The 18,957-nt window shown below is 51.9% G+C and carries 18 protein-coding genes, 1 pseudogene and 1 riboswitch; of the genes and pseudogenes, 6 read left to right on the top strand and 13 right to left on the bottom strand.

All coding sequences use genetic code 11. The features are described from left to right. The first annotated feature begins 20 nt into the window (after positions 1–20). From PCO85_19550 to PCO85_19530, 5 genes are all read left to right on the top strand, one after another. Positions 21–920 (top strand): branched-chain amino acid ABC transporter permease, encoded by a 900-nt coding sequence (locus PCO85_19550; protein ID WJV56147.1) that lies wholly within the window; start codon positions 21–23, stop codon positions 918–920. Continuing rightward, a complete protein-coding gene (locus PCO85_19545; protein ID WJV53330.1) occupies positions 920–1,963 on the top strand; it encodes a branched-chain amino acid ABC transporter permease in 1,044 nt (347 codons plus the stop codon). Before PCO85_19550 ends, PCO85_19545 begins: the two co-directional genes overlap by 1 nt. Then, entirely contained in the window at positions 1,953–2,732 is a 780-nt protein-coding gene (locus PCO85_19540; protein ID WJV53329.1) for an ABC transporter ATP-binding protein, read from the top strand. Before PCO85_19545 ends, PCO85_19540 begins: the two co-directional genes overlap by 11 nt. Then, positions 2,725–3,420: an ABC transporter ATP-binding protein gene (locus PCO85_19535; GenBank protein WJV53328.1), complete on the top strand. Its 696-nt coding sequence runs from the start codon at positions 2,725–2,727 to the stop codon at positions 3,418–3,420. The genes PCO85_19540 and PCO85_19535 overlap by 8 nt, the downstream gene beginning before the upstream one ends. 146 nt (positions 3,421–3,566) lie before the next feature. After that, the gene (locus PCO85_19530; protein WJV53327.1) at positions 3,567–4,328 is read left to right on the top strand and encodes a DedA family protein; all 762 of its coding nucleotides are present in this window, start codon (positions 3,567–3,569) and stop codon (positions 4,326–4,328) included. Here the strand turns inward: PCO85_19530 and ilvN are convergent, their stop codons facing one another. The 7 genes and pseudogenes from ilvN to sgrR all read right to left on the bottom strand — a co-directional run bounded on the left by ilvN (position 4,329) and on the right by sgrR (position 11,802). Beyond that, the gene (gene ilvN / locus PCO85_19525; GenBank protein ID WJV53326.1) at positions 4,329–4,622 is read right to left on the bottom strand and encodes an acetolactate synthase small subunit; all 294 of its coding nucleotides are present in this window, start codon (positions 4,620–4,622) and stop codon (positions 4,329–4,331) included. Positions 4,623–4,626: 4 nt separating this feature from the next. Beyond that, complete coding sequence (gene ilvB / locus PCO85_19520; GenBank protein WJV53325.1) at positions 4,627–6,291, bottom strand: acetolactate synthase large subunit; 1,665 nt, start codon at positions 6,289–6,291, stop codon at positions 4,627–4,629. Between the two features lie 114 nt (positions 6,292–6,405). Then, complete coding sequence (ivbL, locus tag PCO85_19515; protein ID WJV53324.1) at positions 6,406–6,501, bottom strand: ilvB operon leader peptide IvbL; 96 nt, start codon at positions 6,499–6,501, stop codon at positions 6,406–6,408. Between the two features lie 110 nt (positions 6,502–6,611). Then, entirely contained in the window at positions 6,612–7,322 is a 711-nt protein-coding gene (gene thiQ, locus PCO85_19510) for a thiamine ABC transporter ATP-binding protein ThiQ (GenBank protein WJV53323.1), read from the bottom strand. After that, on the bottom strand, positions 7,306–8,916 hold the full coding sequence (gene thiP, locus PCO85_19505) for a thiamine/thiamine pyrophosphate ABC transporter permease ThiP (GenBank protein WJV53322.1): 1,611 nt from the start codon (positions 8,914–8,916) through the stop codon (positions 7,306–7,308). Before thiP ends, thiQ begins: the two co-directional genes overlap by 17 nt. Continuing rightward, positions 8,892–9,874: pseudogene (gene thiB / locus PCO85_19500) on the bottom strand (thiamine ABC transporter substrate binding subunit). Before thiB ends, thiP begins: the two are co-directional and overlap by 25 nt. 42 nt (positions 9,875–9,916) lie before the next feature. Further along, positions 9,917–10,102: riboswitch (TPP riboswitch) on the bottom strand. Positions 10,103–10,143: 41 nt separating this feature from the next. Next, the gene (sgrR, locus tag PCO85_19495) at positions 10,144–11,802 is read right to left on the bottom strand and encodes an HTH-type transcriptional regulator SgrR (GenBank protein ID WJV53321.1); all 1,659 of its coding nucleotides are present in this window, start codon (positions 11,800–11,802) and stop codon (positions 10,144–10,146) included. Between the two features lie 113 nt (positions 11,803–11,915). On the opposite strand from sgrR, the gene sgrT reads away from it, so the two are divergent. Then, entirely contained in the window at positions 11,916–12,080 is a 165-nt protein-coding gene (gene sgrT, locus PCO85_19490) for a glucose uptake inhibitor SgrT (GenBank protein WJV53320.1), read from the top strand. Between the two features lie 105 nt (positions 12,081–12,185). On the opposite strand, the gene tnaA is transcribed toward sgrT, so the two are convergent. The 6 genes from tnaA to leuA form a co-directional block, all read right to left on the bottom strand. Next, a complete protein-coding gene (tnaA, locus tag PCO85_19485; GenBank protein ID WJV53319.1) occupies positions 12,186–13,586 on the bottom strand; it encodes a tryptophanase in 1,401 nt (466 codons plus the stop codon). 99 nt (positions 13,587–13,685) lie between these two features. After that, on the bottom strand, positions 13,686–13,796 hold the full coding sequence (gene tnaC / locus PCO85_19480; protein WJV53318.1) for a tryptophanase leader peptide: 111 nt from the start codon (positions 13,794–13,796) through the stop codon (positions 13,686–13,688). A 319-nt stretch (positions 13,797–14,115) separates the two neighbouring features. Beyond that, the gene (leuD, locus tag PCO85_19475) at positions 14,116–14,718 is read right to left on the bottom strand and encodes a 3-isopropylmalate dehydratase small subunit (protein WJV53317.1); all 603 of its coding nucleotides are present in this window, start codon (positions 14,716–14,718) and stop codon (positions 14,116–14,118) included. Positions 14,719–14,731: 13 nt separating this feature from the next. Further along, entirely contained in the window at positions 14,732–16,132 is a 1,401-nt protein-coding gene (gene leuC / locus PCO85_19470) for a 3-isopropylmalate dehydratase large subunit (GenBank protein ID WJV53316.1), read from the bottom strand. Positions 16,133–16,134: 2 nt separating this feature from the next. Further along, entirely contained in the window at positions 16,135–17,226 is a 1,092-nt protein-coding gene (leuB, locus tag PCO85_19465) for a 3-isopropylmalate dehydrogenase (protein WJV53315.1), read from the bottom strand. Beyond that, positions 17,226–18,794: a 2-isopropylmalate synthase gene (gene leuA, locus PCO85_19460; protein ID WJV53314.1), complete on the bottom strand. Its 1,569-nt coding sequence runs from the start codon at positions 18,792–18,794 to the stop codon at positions 17,226–17,228. Before leuA ends, leuB begins: the two co-directional genes overlap by 1 nt. Positions 18,795–18,957 lie beyond the last annotated feature (163 nt).

Genomic DNA, 18,957 nt, shown 5'->3' with positions numbered 1-18,957 from the left:
CAGGCATAAAGGATTGCATGATGGATTTTGCCGTTTTTTTGCAGCAGGTGGTCAATGGCATGAGTTTGGGCAGTATGTATGCGTTGATCGCCATCGGTTATACCATGGTGTATGGCGTACTGCGGCTGATTAACTTTGCCCATGCCGACATTATGATGGTTGGGGCCTACATGACCCTGTTCGCTTTCACTTCCTTCGGGCTGCCCTTTGGGGCAGCTGTTATTTTTGCCATTCTGATCTCGGCTCTACTGGGGATTGTCATCGATCAGATTGCGTATCGTCCGCTTCGGCAGGCATCAAAGATTTCGATGTTGATTACCGCCATCGGTGTCAGTTTCTTCCTGGAAAATTTGTTCAACGTGGTGTTTGGCGGTAGTCCGCGTTTTTTTGATGCGCCGCCTTTCTTTGGCCAGACGGTCAAACTGGGCCGTATCGTCGTGACCAACGTGGCCTGGATTGTACCGTTGGTTACGTTGCTGCTACTGGCGATCATCCTGTTCATTCTCTATCGCACCCGTCAGGGTATGGCGATCCGTGCAGTGGCGTTTGATGTAAACACAGTGCGGCTGATGGGTATTGACGCCAACCAGATTATTGCGTTCGTGTTTGCTCTGGGTAGTGGGCTGGCGGCACTCGGTGGGGTGTTCTATGCCATAAGCTACCCGACCATCGATCCGCTAATGGGGGTGTTGATCGGGCTGAAAGCCTTCGCCGCCGCGGTACTGGGTGGGATAGGCAGTGTTACCGGCGCGGTGATTGGGGGTTTTATCCTTGGTTTTACGGAAGTGGTGGCTGTGGCTGTTTTTCCGGAGCTAGGGGGGTACAAGGACGCCTTTGCTTTTATGTTTTTGATTCTGGTTTTGTTGTTCAGGCCAGTAGGCATTATGGGTGACGAACGACTGGAAAGGAGCCGTTTCTGATGAGAATGCCACAGAATTCCTCCGCGCTATTGTTGGGGTATATTGTTGTGTTTGCGCTGACCTTTCTGGCGCTCTCTCTGCTACAGACGGTGTTTGGTGACTACATCGTCCGTATTTTCTGTAATATCTTTATTTTCATGATACTGGCGGTCAGCTATAACCTGATCAACGGCGTCACCGGGCAGTTGTCGCTGGAGCCAAATGGGTTTGTGGCGATAGGCGCTTATATCACCGCACTGCTGCTGCTGAGTCCAAATGCCAAAACAGATATGTTTGAAATGGCAGCACCGAGTCCGTTCATTCTGGTGTTGCACGCGTCGTTTTTACCTGCGCTGATTATCAGTGGTATCTGTTCCTCGGTGGTAGGAATATGTCTCTCTTTTCCGGTATTCCGGGTGCGGGGCGACTATCTGGCTATCGTCACGTTGGGATTCGGTTTCATCATCAAAATTTTTGCCATCAATAATCCGCAAATTACCAATGGCGCCATTGGGCTGAACGAGATCCCTCAGGTGGGTCATATCCTTTACTGGTGCGGTTTTATCGCCCTGGTGGCGGTATTGTTTATTCTGCAACTGGTGTATTCCAAGTATGGCCGGGCGATGAAAGCGGTACGTGACGATGAGGATGCGGCCATCGCCATGGGTATTAATACGTTTAAAATCAAAACCTGCGCTTTCGCCACCAGCGCTTTTTTCGAGGGCATCGGCGGCGGGTTGCTGGCGTCGTTACTGACGATTATCTCCCCCGATCTGTTTGACTTCATGCTGACATTCCAACTGCTGATCATCATTGTGCTTGGTGGGTTGGGTAGCACCACTGGCGCGATTCTGGGCACTATCATTGTGGTGGGCAGTGGTGAGTGGTTACGTTTTCTCGACCAGCCGCTCACACTCTTCGGGCAGGATTTTGGGTCGCACCCGGGACTGAGGATGGTGGTGTTCTCACTGGTGTTGCTGGTGATTATGCTGTTTGCCCGCGAAGGGTTGCTGGGTAAACAGGAAATCTGGGAAATTCGCAGGAGGCGCCAGAATGGAAAATAATCCACTACTCCGTGTTGATAATGTCACCATGCAGTTCGGTGGACTGCGTGCCATTGATGACGTGAGTTTCAGTATCAATCCGACGGAAATCTTTGGTCTTATCGGCCCTAACGGCGCAGGTAAAACTACGTTATTCAATGTGATTACCGCCAACTATAAACCCACCCTCGGCACCGTCATGCTGGGACAACAAAGGCTCGCCGGACTGAAGCCCAATCAGGTAGTGAACCGGGGGATCGCTCGTACTTTCCAGAATATCCGGCTGTTTCCCTCCATGACGGTGGTGGAAAACGTGCTGATCGGTCTTGACCGATTCATTCATTACTCTTTTCTGGAAGCGGTATTGCGGTTGGGGCGCTTTTTCCATGCTGAACGACAGGCGCGGGAAAAAGTAATGGCACTGCTGGATTATATTGGTATTGCTGAATATGCCGATTCGCTGGCCACCAATTTGAGTTACGGTAATCAGCGTAAAGTGGAGATTGCCCGTGCGCTGGCGACATCGCCTAAACTGTTGTTACTGGATGAACCGGCAGCGGGCATGAACCCCAGAGAGACAGCGGAGTTGGCGCAGCTGATTTTCAGGATGCGTGCGGACTATGGGTTGACGGTGTTGTTGATCGAACACGATATGTCGTTCGTCAATACATTGTGTGAGCGAGTAATGGTGCTGGATTATGGCAAAGCGCTGTTCAATGGTACGCCGCAGGAAGCGGTGAACAATCCGGAGGTGATCGCCGCCTATCTGGGAGACATTGATTATGCTTAAAGCCAGCGATCTTCAGGTGTTCTATGGGCTGATCCAGGGACTCAAAGGCATCGATCTTGAGGTTAACAACAGCGAAATTGTCACGTTGATTGGCAGTAACGGGGCCGGTAAAACCTCTACGCTTAATGGCATCATCAATTTAGTGAAATCGACGGGGGTAGTGACTTTTCTCAACGACGATATCTCCCACAGCCCGACACACCAGATTGTGCGCAAAGGACTGGCGCTGGTGCCGGAAGGACGCAAGGTTTTTACTAATCTGACGATTGAGGAAAATCTGCGTATGGGAGCATATAACAACCCAGTCAATTTTAGTTATCTGCGGGACAAGATGTACGCGATGTTTCCACGATTGAAGGAACGTAGTAACCAGATGGCGGGCACCATGAGCGGTGGTGAGCAGCAGATGCTGGCGATAGCTCGGGCGCTGATGAGTGAGCCGGTACTGCTGATGCTGGATGAACCGAGTCTCGGTTTGGCACCCAAGGTGGTGGGAGAACTGTTCTCCACTATCAAGCAATTGCAGAGTGAAGGAATTACTGTTTTGCTGGTAGAGCAGAATGCTACTGCGGCGCTGAAAATTGCCGACCGGGCTTATGTGCTGGAGAACGGTCATATTGTGCTGCACGGACAAGCCCAGGAGATACTCGCCAACCCGGAAGTGAAAAGGATGTATCTGGGAGGATAACCGTCCCCATTTTTCTATCTCTCTTTCCCTATCAGTGGGTACTTTATACCCACTGATAGGGAAATTCTATTATCTGCCATTTCCATATCGTCCTCTGCTATTATCCTATTATCTTTGTTTATAAAAGTGCGGATATATAGCGATTTATGGAAGTTTGGCTGGAACATCTGGTTACACAGTCGTTGGCGTATTCGCTGATGGCGGTCTTGCTGGTCGCTTTTCTGGAATCTTTGGCGCTGGTGGGTCTACTGCTTCCTGGTACGCTGATGATGGCGTCGCTGGGTGCGCTGATTGGCAGCGGTAAAATGGCGCTCTACCCCGCCTGGGGAATGGGGATTATTGGTTGCCTGTTGGGGGATTGGATCTCCTATTTTATCGGCTGGTATTTCAAGGAACAGTTGCATAGCTGGTCTTTCCTGCAAAAACATCAGGCTTATCTCTATCGCACAGAAAAGACCTTGCATCAGCATCATATTGCTACTGTGCTGATAGGGCGTTTTATTGGGCCGACGCGGCCACTGATCCCGATGATCGCCGGCATGCTGGAGCTGTCGCCCCAGCGTTTTGCATTGCCAAATATTATTGGTTGTCTCACCTGGCCGCCGGTTTACCTGATGCCAGGGATCTTGGCGGGGGTAGCGATTGATATTCCGCACGAAGTAAACAGTAGTAGTTTCAAATGGCTACTGCTGATTACCGCTATTCTGGTATGGGGTGCAGGTTGGTTGTTGTGGCAGTGGTGGCGCGCCAGTCGCGTCGACTACAATAATGACGTCTTTACGCTACAACGTCTGCGCTGGTTTACACCACTGACAACGGCAGTTGCCGTTGTCAGTCTGGTAAAGTTGTGGATGCATCCGCTGATGCCGGTTTACCGCCACCTATTGTGGCAAATTCTGACGAGTTGATTAGCGGTAAAACTCCGCCACCTGATCGAAAATCCGCATTTCGTTACCGTGGCGGCGTACCTGCAATACGTCTTCGAGTTTTTCCACTTGGCTTATCATCTGTGACAATCGTTGGTCTTCTTGCACCAATAACCAGATGCGGCTCTGTTTGCCGCCTGGCAGTGGCATACACATAATCCCTTCCACATTATAGGCGCGACGGGCAAATAGCCCGCAGACGTGGGACATCACACCCGGATGGTTGTGTACCGCAACTTCCAGGGTAACCTGGGTTGAAGTTGATGGTGTTTGCATGGTTTTAATCTCCAATCATCTCAATATTGGCGGCACCCGGCGGTACCATCGGATAGACTTTTTCATTGACATCAATGAAGGCATGGATCAGTGCCGGTCCCGGATGCTGTAAAGCTTCCCGCAGCGCGGTTTGTGGGTCGGCGGCACTATTCAGATCACAAACAGCAAAACCGAACCCAGCGGCAATGGCCAGAAAATTGGTCTGATAGCGATAATCGGAGGCGAAAATGCGTTTTTGATAGAACATATCCTGTTGTTGGTGCACCAGCCCCAGTGATTGGTTATTCATTAGTACAATTTTTACGTTCAGATTTTCTTCCGCGGTGGTCGCCATTTCCTGAATATTCATCATTAAGCTGCCGTCACCAGAGAAACACACCACTGTACGCTGCGGCTCCGCCAATGCCGCGCCGATAGCGGCAGGCAAACCAAACCCCATCGTTCCCAGCCCCCCAGAGGTCAGCCACTGGCGCGGGCGGCGCAATGGATAGGATTGCGCTACCCACATCTGATGCTGGCCCACATCGGTGGAGATAATGGCATTATCGTCCAGTTCCTGTGCGACGGCGCGGATCAAGCCGTAGTGACTCAGTGGGTCATCACTGTTGGGCATACTGAACGGAAACTCTCGTTGCAGTGCCTGCACCGCACCACGCCATACTTCACGTGGTTGAGATTCGATCAGCGGTAGTAACTGGTCCAGCGCCTGGGCGACATCCGCGTTCAGTGCGACATGCGGTTGGCGGATTTTGCCCAGCTCAGCCGGATCGATATCAATGTGGATGATACTGGCATCCGGGCAGAATTGTTCGGCTTTACCGATGGCGCGATCGTCAAACCGAGCCCCCAGCACAATTAACCAATCTGCCTGCTGTAGAATCAGATTGGTTGATCGGGCTGCATGCATGCCCAGCATACCCAGTGATAGCGGATGGTCTACCGGTATGGCTCCCAGCGCCATCAAGGTCATGGTGGTGGGTAGATTGGAACGTTCGGCCAGTTGGCGCGCTTGCTGATGTGCGGCGGCGCTGATAATGCCGCCTCCGAGATAAAGTACTGGACGTTGCGCGGCGTTAATCATCGCTGCTGCCTGACGGATCGACTGAGGATTGACGTCCGGCGGTGTATCGTTGGCACGAATGGCGGGCAATTCAGCCAACTCAATACTGGCAGTCTGCACATCTTTGGGAATATCTACCCACACCGGGCCTGGCCGTCCTGATTGCGCAATGCGAAAGGCATCTTCAATTACGCGAGGCAGCTCGTTGATATCCCGCACCAGATAGTTGTGTTTGGTTACCGGAATGGAGATGCCATAGGTATCTACTTCCTGAAACGCATCCGTGCCAATCATGCTGGAAGAGACCTGACCTGTAATGCATACCAGCGGAATGGAATCGAGTTTGGCATCGGCAATGGCGGTCAGCAGGTTGGTGGCACCTGGGCCGCTGGAAGCCATACAAACCGCAGCTTTGCCACTGGCACGGGCCATGCCTTGAGCAATAAATCCGGCCCCTTGTTCATGGCGGGCCAGTACGTGACGGATAATGTTACTTTGCCCCAACGCATCGTATAACGGCAGTGCGGCACCACCGGGAATGCCGGTTACTGTGGTGATGCCTTGCTGTTCCAGCAGACGGATGATCAGCTCAGCTCCTGTATAACGCATAGTCATATCCTTTATCAGAGCCGGTGCAGGGAAAGAGCGGGGAGGGTGGATATAAGAAACCCCGCTCGGCTTGCGCCGGCGGGGTTTGGGAATCTTTTCTGGATTCGGAACCCGTTACGGCGCGCTGCCGACCACGACCACCACGCGCACGACGACGACCGCGTCATACGCGGTGCTTAGTAGAGCGAAAGTGGAGGAGGTGTGTTTCACGGAGAACCTTATGGTTAATCGTTAATGAACGGATTTATATAAACATAGCCGGTGAAAAATAAACACTACCCCGATGAGGGAAATACACAAAAACCGGTTGTGGATCACATTTATTTATTCTCACGAAGGGAAATACCCAGAATCCGTGCCGCTTCCGTTGTGCCCCGCTGCAAATCACAAGTTGGGCCGTCATAGTAAATATGTCCATCCACCACCAGCACTGTGCGTGAGGCGATGCGGGCCGCGTCTTCCAGATTATGAGAAACCATCAGCAGGGTGAGTTGCCGTTCACTACACACGGTATCCAGTAGTTCCAGCATTTCATAGCGTAATGCCGGGTCCAGCGCGGAAAAGGGTTCATCCAACAGCAAGATCGGTTGCTGGCGGATCAGGCAACGGGCCAGCGCGGCACGTTGACGCTGGCCACCGGAAACCTGCGATGGAAGGCGGTCCAACATCGGTGTCAGTCCAACTTGTTGTGCGATATGGCGCAGGATTTCCTGTTGATGTGCATTCAGTTTCAGGCCAGGGTTGAGGCCCAGCGCGATGTTCTGTTTCAGTGAGAGGTGGGGGAACAGATTATTTTCCTGAAACAGAATCGAGACTGGCCGTTTAGCCGGTGGCGTAGCGTGGTGATCTTGGCCGTTCAATCGTAGCTGGCCGCTGTCTGCCATCAGAAAACCGGCAATCAGACTTAGCAGGGTGCTTTTGCCTGCCCCACTGGGGCCCAGGATCGCTATCCGTTCCCCCGATTGTACCCGGAGATCAAAACGCATCGGCAGGTGTTGGTAGAGGTAGACAAGTTTATCGAGAATGATCATGTTGGCCCGCCAGTTTCTCAATCAGGGTGAACAGGGTAAAGCATAATAACAGCAGGAGCAGGGCGGTTACCGCGCCGTCGGCACTGCGATAAGCGCCAATCTGCTGGTAAAGATAAAACGGTAAGGTGCGGAATTGTTCGTTGCCAAATAGGGCGATGACGCCAAAATCACCAATTGAGAGTACACAGGCAAAGGCCAGCGCTTGTGTGATGGGGAGCTTTAATGCCCGCAGTTCGACCACTTTCAGTCGTTGCCAGCCACGGATATCCAGCGATAAACACAGCTGATTAAACCGTTCTGCCGTGTCATACATTGGGTTTTCCAGCACTTTCAACGCATAAGGGATTGCCATCAAGGCATTGGTCATGACGACCAAGGCGTAAGGCGAATCCGGTAACCCAAACGTATTATTGAACAACAGAAAAAAGCCGGTCGCCAGCACGATACCGGGCATCGCCAGAATCAACATTCCACTCAGATCCATCAATTGCCCGAGAAAGAGGCGCTGGCGCAACTTAAGCTCACGGCTGCTCCACAGTAGCATCATGGTCAGTATGACGCATACAACCCCCGCTGCCAGCGCGATACGCAGTGAGGTGAATAGCGTTTGCCACAGTACAGGTTGCCGCAGAACCTCGAGTAGTGAGGCATTGAGTCCATCGGCGATGACGGCCAACAGCGGCGGTAACAGCAGCAGTAACGCTGCCGCAATCAACAGTGTGTCAAGGCTTCGACTCAGTAAGCTATCCTGTGGATCGCGCCAGTGTTGCTGCTGGCTGTACCCCACCGGCAGCAATTTACCCAAACGTTGACTGAGCAGTACCAGGCCAAGGCAACAGACTATCTGAATGAGCGCCAGCAAAGCCGCCCGTGCTGGATCGTAGTCAAAACTCAGTGCCTGATAGATAGCCAGTTCGATAGTGGTCGCCTCTGGTCCACCGCCTAATGACAGGACGGTGGCGAAACTGGCGAAACAGAGCATAAAAATCAGTGCTGCGGCGGGCAGAATCTGGCGGCGCAACCACGGCCATTCCACAAGGTGAAAGTAATTCCAGCCACGCATGCCCAATTGGGTAGCCAATTGTCTCTGTTCGGTGGCAATACCTTCCAGTGCCTGTAACAGCAGGCGGGTCGCCAGTGGCAGATTAAAAAATACGTGCGCCAGCAGAATGCCTCGCAGACCGTAGGGAGAAAAACGGTATTCAATGCCCACCAATGCCAGTAAATGCGCTAGCCATCCCTGGCGACCGTAGACGCTGAGAATTCCGAATACAGCCACCAGCACCGGCAATACCAGTGTCATGGCACACAGACGCAGTAGCCAACGATGGCCGGGAAAGCGGCGGCGATATAGCGCCCGTGCCAGGAAGATCGCCGGTACCGTCGAAAACAGGGCGGACAGCAGTGCTTGCCAGAACGTGAAGCGGATGACGTGCCACAGGTAATCATCCTGCCACAGTGCGAGCCATTGGTTTGTCGGGGCTTGCTGCCACAATGCCCCAAATGCCAGTGCGGCCGCTGTAACCAGTAATGCTGTGGCCAGCAAGCCGGGCCATAGCCAGTTGAGGGCTAGTGGCTGACGGCGCGTAACCATGCCTGAATCCAGTTATTGCGCTGCTGTGCTACTTGCTGTGGTGTATATTCCAGGGTGTGGGCCGGGATTGTCAGTGCGTTGTAACCCGCGGGTAATTCGGTCTTGATCACCGGGTACATCCAGTTGGTGGTGGGGATGATCTGCTGGAATGCCGGCGTCAACATAAACTGCATGAAACGTGTCGCCAACTGAGGATGTTTACTGGAAGCCAACTGACCGGCCACTTCTACTTGCAGATAATGTCCTTCACTGAAATTGGCGGCAGCGTAATTTGTTTTTTCTCCTCGATGATGTGATACGCCGGAGAGGTGGTGTAGCTCAGTACCAGATCGGCTTCGCCTTTCAGGAACAGACCATAGGCTTCACTCCAGCCTTTGGTGACGGTAACGGTTTTCGCGGCCAGTTTTTTCCATGCCTGTGGTGCCTGATCACCGTAGACTTTCTGCATCCACAGCAGCAAACCTAAACCCGGCGTGCTGGTCCGCGGATCTTGATAGATAACCTTCCATTGTCGAGGACTGTCGATAAGTTCATGCAGACTTTTCGGCGGGTTTTTCAGCGTATCTTTGTTGTAAACAAAGGCGAAATAGCCGTAATCGTAGGGAATGAAGGTGGTATTTTTCCAGCCGCCGGGGACGGTTAGCGCATGGATATCAACATCCGACTGGCGGAACAATCCGGTCTGCGCGGCGGCTTGCACCAGATTATTGTCCAGCCCCAGCACGATATCAGCCTTGGTGTGTTTGCCTTCCATCCGCAGACGGTTTAACAGCGAGACACCATCTTCCAACACCACGAATTTCAGTTCGCAGTCGCACTTCTTTTCAAATGCTTTTTTGACCGCCGGGCCGGGGCCCCATTCAGAGGCGAAGGAGTCATAGGTGTACACCGTTAGCGTTGGTTTGGCGAAAACGGGGGCGGAAATCAATAACAGACAGGACAATAATTTTTTCAACACTTTGCACTCCTGAAGTTTAGGGTGGCAAAGGTCTTTGAGTCAGCAGGAAGCACTCTCAAATCCCTCCGCCGGTGTTAACCGGATCAGGTTCGACGGGTATTTTCTCAGCGATAAAAACGCCATGGCGGCAGGCGAAATTTCCCCGTTTGGGCGGGAATGACAACCTGGTTGCCAGGTTCGTCAATGGCTGTCTGCCATCGGGTTTTTATCGCACCCCGTTGAGAACGGACGTATTGTAAAGACTTCGTAACATAAGGAAAAGTGCCGTGTCAGTTTTCTGGCGGCACAAACCAGGCGGATTTGAAATCAAACCATCCCAGCGTATTCATACGAATACCACGCATACTGCGTTTCCCTTGTAACTGTAGCCAGTGGTGGAACAGCGGATGAATCTGGTGGTTTATCACCCGCATTTGGCTCCACTCCGTGGGTGACAGAGAACCTTCCCGCCAGCGTTTTGCATCTTGCGTCAAATCCTCATCCAGGCAGTGTTGTAATAAGGGGAGTTCATACAGCATGGCGAACAAGGAAAACTCCAGTGGCAGATAGAAATTGGCGCTGCCGAGCCAGATATCACTGGTACCATTGCCTTGATACCAATCGTCATAATCGACGATTTGGACGTTTAACGTGACACCATGTTGTGCCAGCAGTTTCTGCATAATGGCACTGAGATCCTGATATTCCAGATGTTCACGGTAGAACGTCACCGTCAGTTGTCTCAGTCCCTGAGGCTTGTCCTGTAACAGGCTAAGTTGACTATGGTGCCAGCGTGGCAACAGTCCGTAAGCGGGTGACCAATTACTCTGATAAAGCCCATTGGCTTGATTGAGTATGGCTACCGGGCTGAGTACCTGACATAGCCAGCGGCGAATTTCCAGTGATGACGTCAGGGAAGAGCGATGGTCGAACAGCAGAAAGTAGCACCCTTCTTCCAGCCGATTTTCCAGTTTGTTGTTCGGAGAGTCGTCGTTTTGTAACTGAACTGCACAGGAAATCACCTCAGGTGTATCCGGCAATACCCAGATACTGACTTCATCAATTAGGGCGCGGTAACCAAAATAGTCGTCAAAGGCGGTGATTTTCAACTGACTATGACTATTGCGCACCACGGCATAGGGGCCGGTACCAATAGGCTGATGAGCAAAATCCGGCAGTGTTTGCCACTCCTGCGGCACAATCATGGCTGAAGCGCTGCCCAGTAACCACGGCAGCCAGACATCAGTGCTATGCAGTCGAATATCGATCACAAAAGGCGTGGGAGATATGATGTTGTCGATGTGAGTAAACAAGGGCAGTGAGGTTAACCGACTCAAAGACGTCACGATATCGTCCATGGTCATCTCGCGGCCGTGGTGGAAACGGACCGCCGGGCGTAAATAAAACCGCCAGTGCAACGGTGAAATTTGCTGCCAGTGGTGGGCTAGATCCGGTTGTAGTTCCCCATTTTCCTCATTTATGTTGGTCAATCCGCTGAAAATCTGGCGGGCTATATGCATTTCTGAACGTCGCAAGGCGGTACCAGGCAGCAGATTGCGCATCGGGCGGTAATAAGCGATACGTAGTAAATGCTTGCCTTGACGGAAGCTGCGACCCAGATGTGACAACAGCATTTGTCGTAAGGTCTCCTTATCGCCCACCAGTTGCACCAACTGATCGATACGATCCTGCTCCAGCAGGTCTTCCGCCCGTTGCTGTTGCAGCGCCAGGCCAGTATAGAGGAACGTGAGTTTTGACCGTTTCCCCCGACCGACTTCAGCGTGCCAGATTAACCAACCCTGTTTTTGCATGGCGCCCAGCAGGGATCGAATGTGGCGGCGTGAGCAGCTCAAAACCCCGGTTAACTCCTGCAGGGTAGTTTCAGTAGTTTGTCCCTGAAAGCATTGCCATAACCTGATGAACTGTTGTTGCAGGCGAGTGGACGACATAAAAGGGGAACTCCGCGACTGAAAGTCATCAATATATCTTTCCCTATATTACGTCGATACTTTTACTTAGTGAAAGGCTAAAAGGTATTTAGTGAAAAGTCAGGAGATGGATTATGGACTCATTCCGATTGTACAGCTTCTATCAACATTACTTTTCAACCTGCAAGGCAAAATGGTGTGGTTGGTTATCTGTTCAGCAGCGGATGGATCTATTACAGCAGGCCACACAATGGAAGATTGAAACCCTCTCTGAAGAAGAGTATCGCCGCTGGTTATGAGTCAGAGAGCGGTGTGAATGGAAATAATCTGTGTATTCTGAGTAATGGTGCATGTCACCAGCCAGCGAATTCCTTCGCTGGCTTTTTTTTATTGTTCTTTTCGGGTTATTCCACCGGTTTCAGCCGGGCGACAAAGTGACGCAATACCGGGGGTTCGTAGGTAAAGGTCAGTCCCTTGATGCTGGTGGCCCGCTCTTTCAGTGCAATCAGTGAATCGGCGATATAGTCCATGTGGTCGTTAGTATAAACCCGGCGTGGAATGGTCAAGCGTAGCAGTTCCAGCGGTGAGGGTTTCTGTTTGCCAGTATCTGGATCGCGTCCTAGCAGCAGTGACCCGATCTCAACGCTGCGAATTCCCGCTTCCAGATAGAGTTCGTTATTCAATGCTTGTGCCGGGAATTGTTCTGCCGGGATGTGTGGCAGCATTTTTCTGGCATCGACAAATACCGCGTGACCACCAACCGGGTACTGAATCGGAATGCCGCCCGCTTTCAACCGTTCACCAAGGTATGTCACCTGGCCGATACGGTAAGTCAGATGGTCTTCATTCATACCTTCTTCCAGACCGATGGCCAGGGCTTCCATATCGCGCCCGGCCAATCCGCCATAGGTCACAAAACCTTCCATTGGTACGCAGCGGATACGGACATCATTAAACAAGTCCTCATCACTACGGAAACAACACAATCCGCCAATATTCACCATCGAATCTTTTTTCGCCGACATGGTCAGCATATCGCCGTACTGATACATCTCGAGGACGATCTCTTTGATGGAGCGGTTTTCATAACCCGCTTCCCGCTGTTTGATAAACCAGGCGTTTTCACAAAAACGGGCGGAGTCGATCACGACCGGAATCTGGTGCTGTTGGGCAATGCGGTATACCTCACGCATGTTTTTCATCGAAACCGGCTGGCCGCCGGAACTGTTGCAGGTGATAGTAGTGATAATCGCCACCACATTCTCCGGGCCGTGTTGTTCAATGGTGGTTTGCAGCAGATCGAGGTCAAAATCCCCTTTCCAGTCATAGTAGGTAGTGGTGTCAAAAGCTTTGGGCGTGACCACATTAATGGCTCGGGCACCGTTCAGCTCCACATGGGCGGCGGTGGTATCGAAATGGAAATTGGAAATAAAAATGGGCTTTTTGCCACCGCCCTCCCGCTGTTTTTTGGCGATAAGGCAAGGAAACAGGATTTGTTCTGCGCCACGTCCCTGATGGGTTGGGATAGTAAAGGGGTAGCCAAGTAGCGTTTTTACCTGATCACACAAATGGTAGTAGTTGCGCGAGCCTGCATAGGCTTCATCGCCCATCATCAGCCCTGCCCACTGGCGGTCACTCATGGCACCGGTGCCGGAATCGGTCAGCAGATCGATATACACATCCTCACTGCGCAACAGGAACGGGTTATAACCGGCTTCCTGCAAGGCGTTTTCACGCTCGATACGCGTAGTCATACGGATGTTTTCTACCATTTTGATGCGAAAAGGTTCGGGAATACGTTTCATGTAATTTTTCCAGACAAATAAAAACCAGGACAACGGCATGGCAAAAATGCCAGGCATTGTTGAAAAAAATAAAAGCAGAAAGATCAGCGCGAGGCTGAATCAGGCATGAAACGGACGGGGAAAGTCGTTGGTCAGACGATAATCGATATTAAACCAGGGACGGGAATCGCCGGAGATGCTCAGGCGGTAACACCGGATGATGCGTGTCATGAGTCCTCCTTATCTCGGTGTGCAATAAACTTACAATCTACAGCATAGGCCAGAAATAAGGTAGAAAACCGTGATCGTGATGGCAACCTCGATCTGACAGGAAACCTGCTTTTATGCACTAGTCGGAGACATCTATGGTGTACTGGAGCCAAAGCCTACGTCGAGAGTGATAAAAAAGCCCACCTTGGGTGGGCTGAGTTCGATGACAACATGCATATTGCGATGATAATGGAGAGATCGTAAAGACACTGCAAGTACATCCTTGTCAGCACAAACTGCGTCATTGCTGACGCGGATGCTTTACTCTCTTCTCCCGTTATCAACGCAAAAATGCAGGTTGATGCTGTTCGTAATGGCTGATATCGGTTTCGTGTTGCAGCGTCAGGCCGATACTGTCCAACCCGTTAATCATGCAGTGACGGCGGAAACTATCAATCTCGAACGGGTAGCTTTTGCCGCCGGCCTGCACGGTTTGCGTTTCCAGATCCACAGTGAAGGTGATGCCTTCCTGACTTTCCACCAGTGTGAACAGATCGTCAATATCAGATTCATTCAGCGTAACCGGCAGCAGTTGGTTGTTAAATGCGTTGCCGTAAAAAATATCGGCGAAACTCGGTGCGATCACCACCTTGAAACCGTAATCGGTCAGTGCCCACGGAGCATGCTCACGAGATGAGCCACAGCCGAAGTTTTCTCGGGCCAGCAAAATACTGGCACCTTTGTAACGCGGTTTGTTCAGCACAAAATCCGGATTAGCTTCTTTGCCTGCATCATCCAGGAAACGCCAGTCGTTAAACAGATGCTGTCCAAAACCGGTACGAGTCACTTTCTGTAAAAACTGTTTTGGAATGATGGCATCCGTGTCGACGTTGGCGGCATCCAGCGGAACCACCAAACCAGTATGTTGAGTAAATTTAGCCATGTGGCAGTCCTCTTCAGTTCAGTTCACGGATGTCGGCAAAATGACCGGCTACGGCAGCGGCAGCGGCCATGGCCGGGCTGACCAGATGAGTACGACCACCGCGCCCCTGACGACCTTCAAAGTTACGGTTACTGGTAGATGCACAGCGCTCGCCCGGATTCAGGCGGTCATTATTCATGGCCAGACACATGGAGCAGCCGGGCAGACGCCATTCGAAACCGGCGTCGATAAAGATCTTGTCCAGACCTTCCTCCTCCGCCTGTGCTTTCACCGGACCGGAGCCGGGCACCACAATCGCCTGTACGCCACTGGCCACTTTCCGACCTTTAGCAATCGCTGCGGCCGCACGTAAATCCTCAATGCGGGAGTTGGTGCAGGAGCCAATAAAGACCTTGTCGATAGCAACTTCTGTCAGTTTTACACCGGATTGCAGGCCCATGTAGGCCAGTGCTTTTTCTGCCGAGGCGCGTTCTACCGGATCGGTAAAGGATTCCGGTGCCGGAATAATCTGGTTCACGGCAATCACCTGGCCAGGATTGGTGCCCCAGGTGACCTGCGGTGCGATATCGGCGGCGTTTAGCGTCACAACACGATCAAAGTGTGCGTCGGCATCCGATTTCAGGGTACGCCAGTAAGCCACTGCGGCATCCCAGTCGCTGCCTTTCGGTGCGAACTGACGGCCTTTCAGATAAGCGAAAGTGGTTTCATCCGGTGCAACCAGACCCGCTTTGGCACCCATTTCAATCGCCATGTTGCACAGTGTCATGCGGCCTTCCATGCTCAGCGCTTCGATCGCTTCACCACAGAATTCCACCACGTGGCCAGTACCACCGGCACTACCGGTTGTACCGATGATTGCCAGTACGATGTCTTTGGCGGTGATGCCCGGAGCTGCTTTGCCAGTGACCTCAATCTTCATGGTTTTGGCGCGACCCTGCTTCAGGGTTTGCGTTGCCAGTACATGCTCAACCTCAGAGGTACCGATACCAAATGCCAGTGAGCCGAACGCGCCGTGGGTGGCGGTATGAGAGTCACCGCAGACGATAGTCATACCTGGCAGCGTCATGCCCTGTTCTGGCCCGATAACATGCACGATACCTTGATAAGGGTGGTTCAGGTCATACAGCTGCACACCGAATTCGGCGCAGTTTTTAATCAGTTCCTGCATCTGAATACGAGCCATGTCACCACTGGCGTTGATATCACGCGTCTGGGTGGAGACATTGTGGTCCATGGTGGCGAAAGTCTTGCCTGGCTGGCGTACCTGACGTTTCATGGCCCGTAAACCATCAAACGCCTGGGGTGACGTCACTTCATGCACCAGATGACGGTCGATATACAACAGCGGTGTTTCATTCGGCGCTTCGTGAACGATATGAGCATCGAACAGTTTCTGATATAAGGTTTTAGCCATGATTAAACTCCCTCGGCGACAAATCGGGCGATGGCATCGCCCATTTCATCAGTAGTTACGGCTTTACCATCACTGGCCAGATCGCCAGTGCGATAACCTTCTGCCAACGCCCGGTTCACGGCCTGATCAATGGCATCCGCAGCGTCATCTGCGTTCAGGCTGTAGCGTAACAACAAGGCGGTAGAGAGGATTTGCGCAATAGGATTGGCGATGTTTTTGCCCGCAATATCCGGTGCGGAACCGCCAGCAGGTTCATACAGACCAAACCCGTTCTCGTTCAGGCTGGCCGACGGCAGCATTCCCATGGAACCGGTGATCATGGCGCACTCATCCGACAGAATGTCGCCGAACAGGTTGGAACACAACAATACATCAAACTGCGATGGATCCTTAATCAACTGCATGGTGGCGTTATCGATATACAGATGAGACAAACGTACATCCGGATAATCACGAGCGATTTCGCTAACGATTTCACGCCACAGAATGGAGCTTTGCAGCACATTGGCCTTGTCGATAGACGTTACGATACTGCGGCGTTTGCGTGCCGACTCAAACGCGATGCGAGCAATGCGCTCAATTTCAAAACGGTGATAAACCTCGGTATCGAAGGCCCGTTCATGCATCCCGCTACCTTCGCGACCTTTGGGCTGACCAAAATAGATACCGCCCGTCAGTTCGCGCACGCACAGAATGTCGAAGCCTTTGGCGGCGATGTCGCTACGTAGTGGACAGAACGCTTCCAGTCCTTGATACAGCCGTGCCGGACGCAAGTTGCTGAACAGGCGAAAGTGTTTGCGCAATGGCAGTAGTGCGCCGCGTTCAGGTTGTTCTGCTGGTGGCAGATGTTCCCATTTTGGCCCACCTACGGAACCGAACAGGATAGCGTCGGCTTGTTCACAACCGGCGATGGTGCTCTGGGGTAATGGCGTATTCTGGCGGTCAATGGCAATACCACCAACATCATATTCGCTGGTGGTGATGCGTAGGCCAAAACGCTGACGCACCGCGTCCAGCACCTTATAGGCTTGCGCCATGACTTCCGGGCCGATGCCATCACCTGGCAAGACGGCGACATGGTAATTCTTGGTCATCACACTGTTTCCTGACTGTTGTTGTGTTGCTGTAAACGTTGAACTTCTTTTTCGACCAGTTGTGCACGCTTAATGTTGTTTAATACGTTAACCATGGCATTAGCAGAGGACTCAACGATATCCGTTGCCAGACCGACACCATGGAAACGGCGACCCTGATATTCCACTACGATATCTACCTGCCCCAGCGCATCCTTCCCTTGTCCCTTGGCGGACAATTGATATTTGACCAGCGTAATCGAATAACCGGTGATGCGGTAAATTGCCTGATAAACGGCATCTACCGGGCCGTTACCGGTAGCGGCTTCGGATTTGATGTCATCACCACACATCAATTTAACCGAGGCGGTTGCCATCACACTGGAGCCAGATTGCACGCTGAAATAATCCAGATGATAAAATTCGGAGGTTTCCTGCTGGCTGTTAATAAAGGCCAGTGCCTCCAGGTCATAGTCGAACACCTGGCCCTTCTTGTCGGCCAGTTTCAGGAATGCGGTGTACAGTTTGTCCATATTGTAGTCACCGTCTTTGTAACCCATCTCTTCCATGCGGTGTTTCACGGCAGCCCGACCGGAACGCGAGGTCAGATTTAACTGGACTTCTTTCAGACCAATCGACTCCGGCGTCATGATTTCGTAGTTTTCACGATTCTTCAGCACACCATCCTGATGAATGCCGGAAGAGTGTGCGAATGCATTGGCACCCACCACCGCTTTGTTAGCCGGAATGGGCATGTTACAAATCTGGCTGACTATCTGACTGGTACGATAAATTTCTTGATGATTGATATTGGTGTGGACTTTCAGGATGTCCGGGCGGGTTTTAATCGCCATGATGACTTCTTCTAGTGCACAGTTACCCGCACGTTCACCAATACCGTTCAGCGTGCCTTCAACCTGACGTGCGCCGGCCTGTACTGCGGCAATAGAGTTACCGACAGCCATACCCAGGTCGTCGTGACAATGTACGGAGATAATTGCTTTGTCTATGTTGGGAACGCGGTTGTACAGGGTAGAGATGATGCCGCCGAATTGAATTGGGGTGGTATAACCGACGGTGTCTGGAATATTGATGGTACTAGCTCCTGCATTAATGGCGGCTTCTACGATACGGCACAGGTTGTCGATTGTCGTACGTCCCGCATCTTCACAGGAGAATTCGACATCATCGGTATAATTACGCGCTCGTTTCACTGAGTGAATGGCTTTTTCTACCACCTGTTCAAAAGACATGCGCAGTTTGGATTCTATATGCAGCGTAGAGGTTGCCAGGAATATATGGATACGGAATGCTTCTGCGACGCGCAGCGCTTCAGCAGCGACATCAATGTCTTTGTCTACACAGCGGGCTAATGCGCAGACACGGCTGTTTTTGATTTGACGGGCAATGGTTTGTACAGATTCAAAATCACCCGGAGAGGATACCGGGAAACCTACTTCCATGACGTCAATTCCCATCCTTTCCAGCGCCATCGCTATCTGGATTTTCTCCTTCACACTCAGGCTGGCCTGCAGTGCCTGTTCACCGTCACGCAACGTCGTATCAAAAATAATGACTTGCTGGCTCATCGGTCTGGTTCCTTTTGTTTCGTTTGTTTAGAGCGCCGGCGAGTAAAAAAAAACCCGCGCATTGGCGCGGGTTTTTCAGGTGTAAGTGAAATCAGTTCTGCATTTCGCCCACCGGCATACCGCGCATAGATGCGTGTAGTAGTAGGCCTAGTAGTTGAGCGAA

Source organism: Prodigiosinella aquatilis, assembly GCA_030388725.1.
Classification (GTDB): Bacteria; Pseudomonadota; Gammaproteobacteria; order Enterobacterales; family Enterobacteriaceae; genus Prodigiosinella; species Prodigiosinella aquatilis.
This window is presented reverse-complemented; position numbering and strand designations above follow the sequence as displayed.

Coding starts and splice junctions, on each gene's coding strand:
- PCO85_19530 (WJV53327.1), top strand. CDS start 3,567: ATGGAAGTTTGGCTGGAACATCTGGTTACACAGTCGTTGGCGTATTCG.
- sgrT (WJV53320.1), top strand. CDS start 11,916: ATGGACTCATTCCGATTGTACAGCTTCTATCAACATTACTTTTCAACC.
- leuA (WJV53314.1), bottom strand. CDS start 18,794: ATGAGCCAGCAAGTCATTATTTTTGATACGACGTTGCGTGACGGTGAA.
- leuD (WJV53317.1), bottom strand. CDS start 14,718: ATGGCTAAATTTACTCAACATACTGGTTTGGTGGTTCCGCTGGATGCC.
- ilvN (WJV53326.1), bottom strand. CDS start 4,622: ATGCAAACACCATCAACTTCAACCCAGGTTACCCTGGAAGTTGCGGTA.
- ilvB (WJV53325.1), bottom strand. CDS start 6,291: ATGCGTTATACAGGAGCTGAGCTGATCATCCGTCTGCTGGAACAGCAA.
- sgrR (WJV53321.1), bottom strand. CDS start 11,802: ATGTCGTCCACTCGCCTGCAACAACAGTTCATCAGGTTATGGCAATGC.
- leuB (WJV53315.1), bottom strand. CDS start 17,226: ATGACCAAGAATTACCATGTCGCCGTCTTGCCAGGTGATGGCATCGGC.
- leuC (WJV53316.1), bottom strand. CDS start 16,132: ATGGCTAAAACCTTATATCAGAAACTGTTCGATGCTCATATCGTTCAC.
- PCO85_19550 (WJV56147.1), top strand. CDS start 21: ATGGATTTTGCCGTTTTTTTGCAGCAGGTGGTCAATGGCATGAGTTTG.
- PCO85_19545 (WJV53330.1), top strand. CDS start 920: ATGAGAATGCCACAGAATTCCTCCGCGCTATTGTTGGGGTATATTGTT.
- tnaA (WJV53319.1), bottom strand. CDS start 13,586: ATGAAACGTATTCCCGAACCTTTTCGCATCAAAATGGTAGAAAACATC.
- thiP (WJV53322.1), bottom strand. CDS start 8,916: ATGGTTACGCGCCGTCAGCCACTAGCCCTCAACTGGCTATGGCCCGGC.
- PCO85_19535 (WJV53328.1), top strand. CDS start 2,725: ATGCTTAAAGCCAGCGATCTTCAGGTGTTCTATGGGCTGATCCAGGGA.
- thiQ (WJV53323.1), bottom strand. CDS start 7,322: ATGATCATTCTCGATAAACTTGTCTACCTCTACCAACACCTGCCGATG.
- tnaC (WJV53318.1), bottom strand. CDS start 13,796: ATGACACGCATCATCCGGTGTTACCGCCTGAGCATCTCCGGCGATTCC.
- PCO85_19540 (WJV53329.1), top strand. CDS start 1,953: ATGGAAAATAATCCACTACTCCGTGTTGATAATGTCACCATGCAGTTC.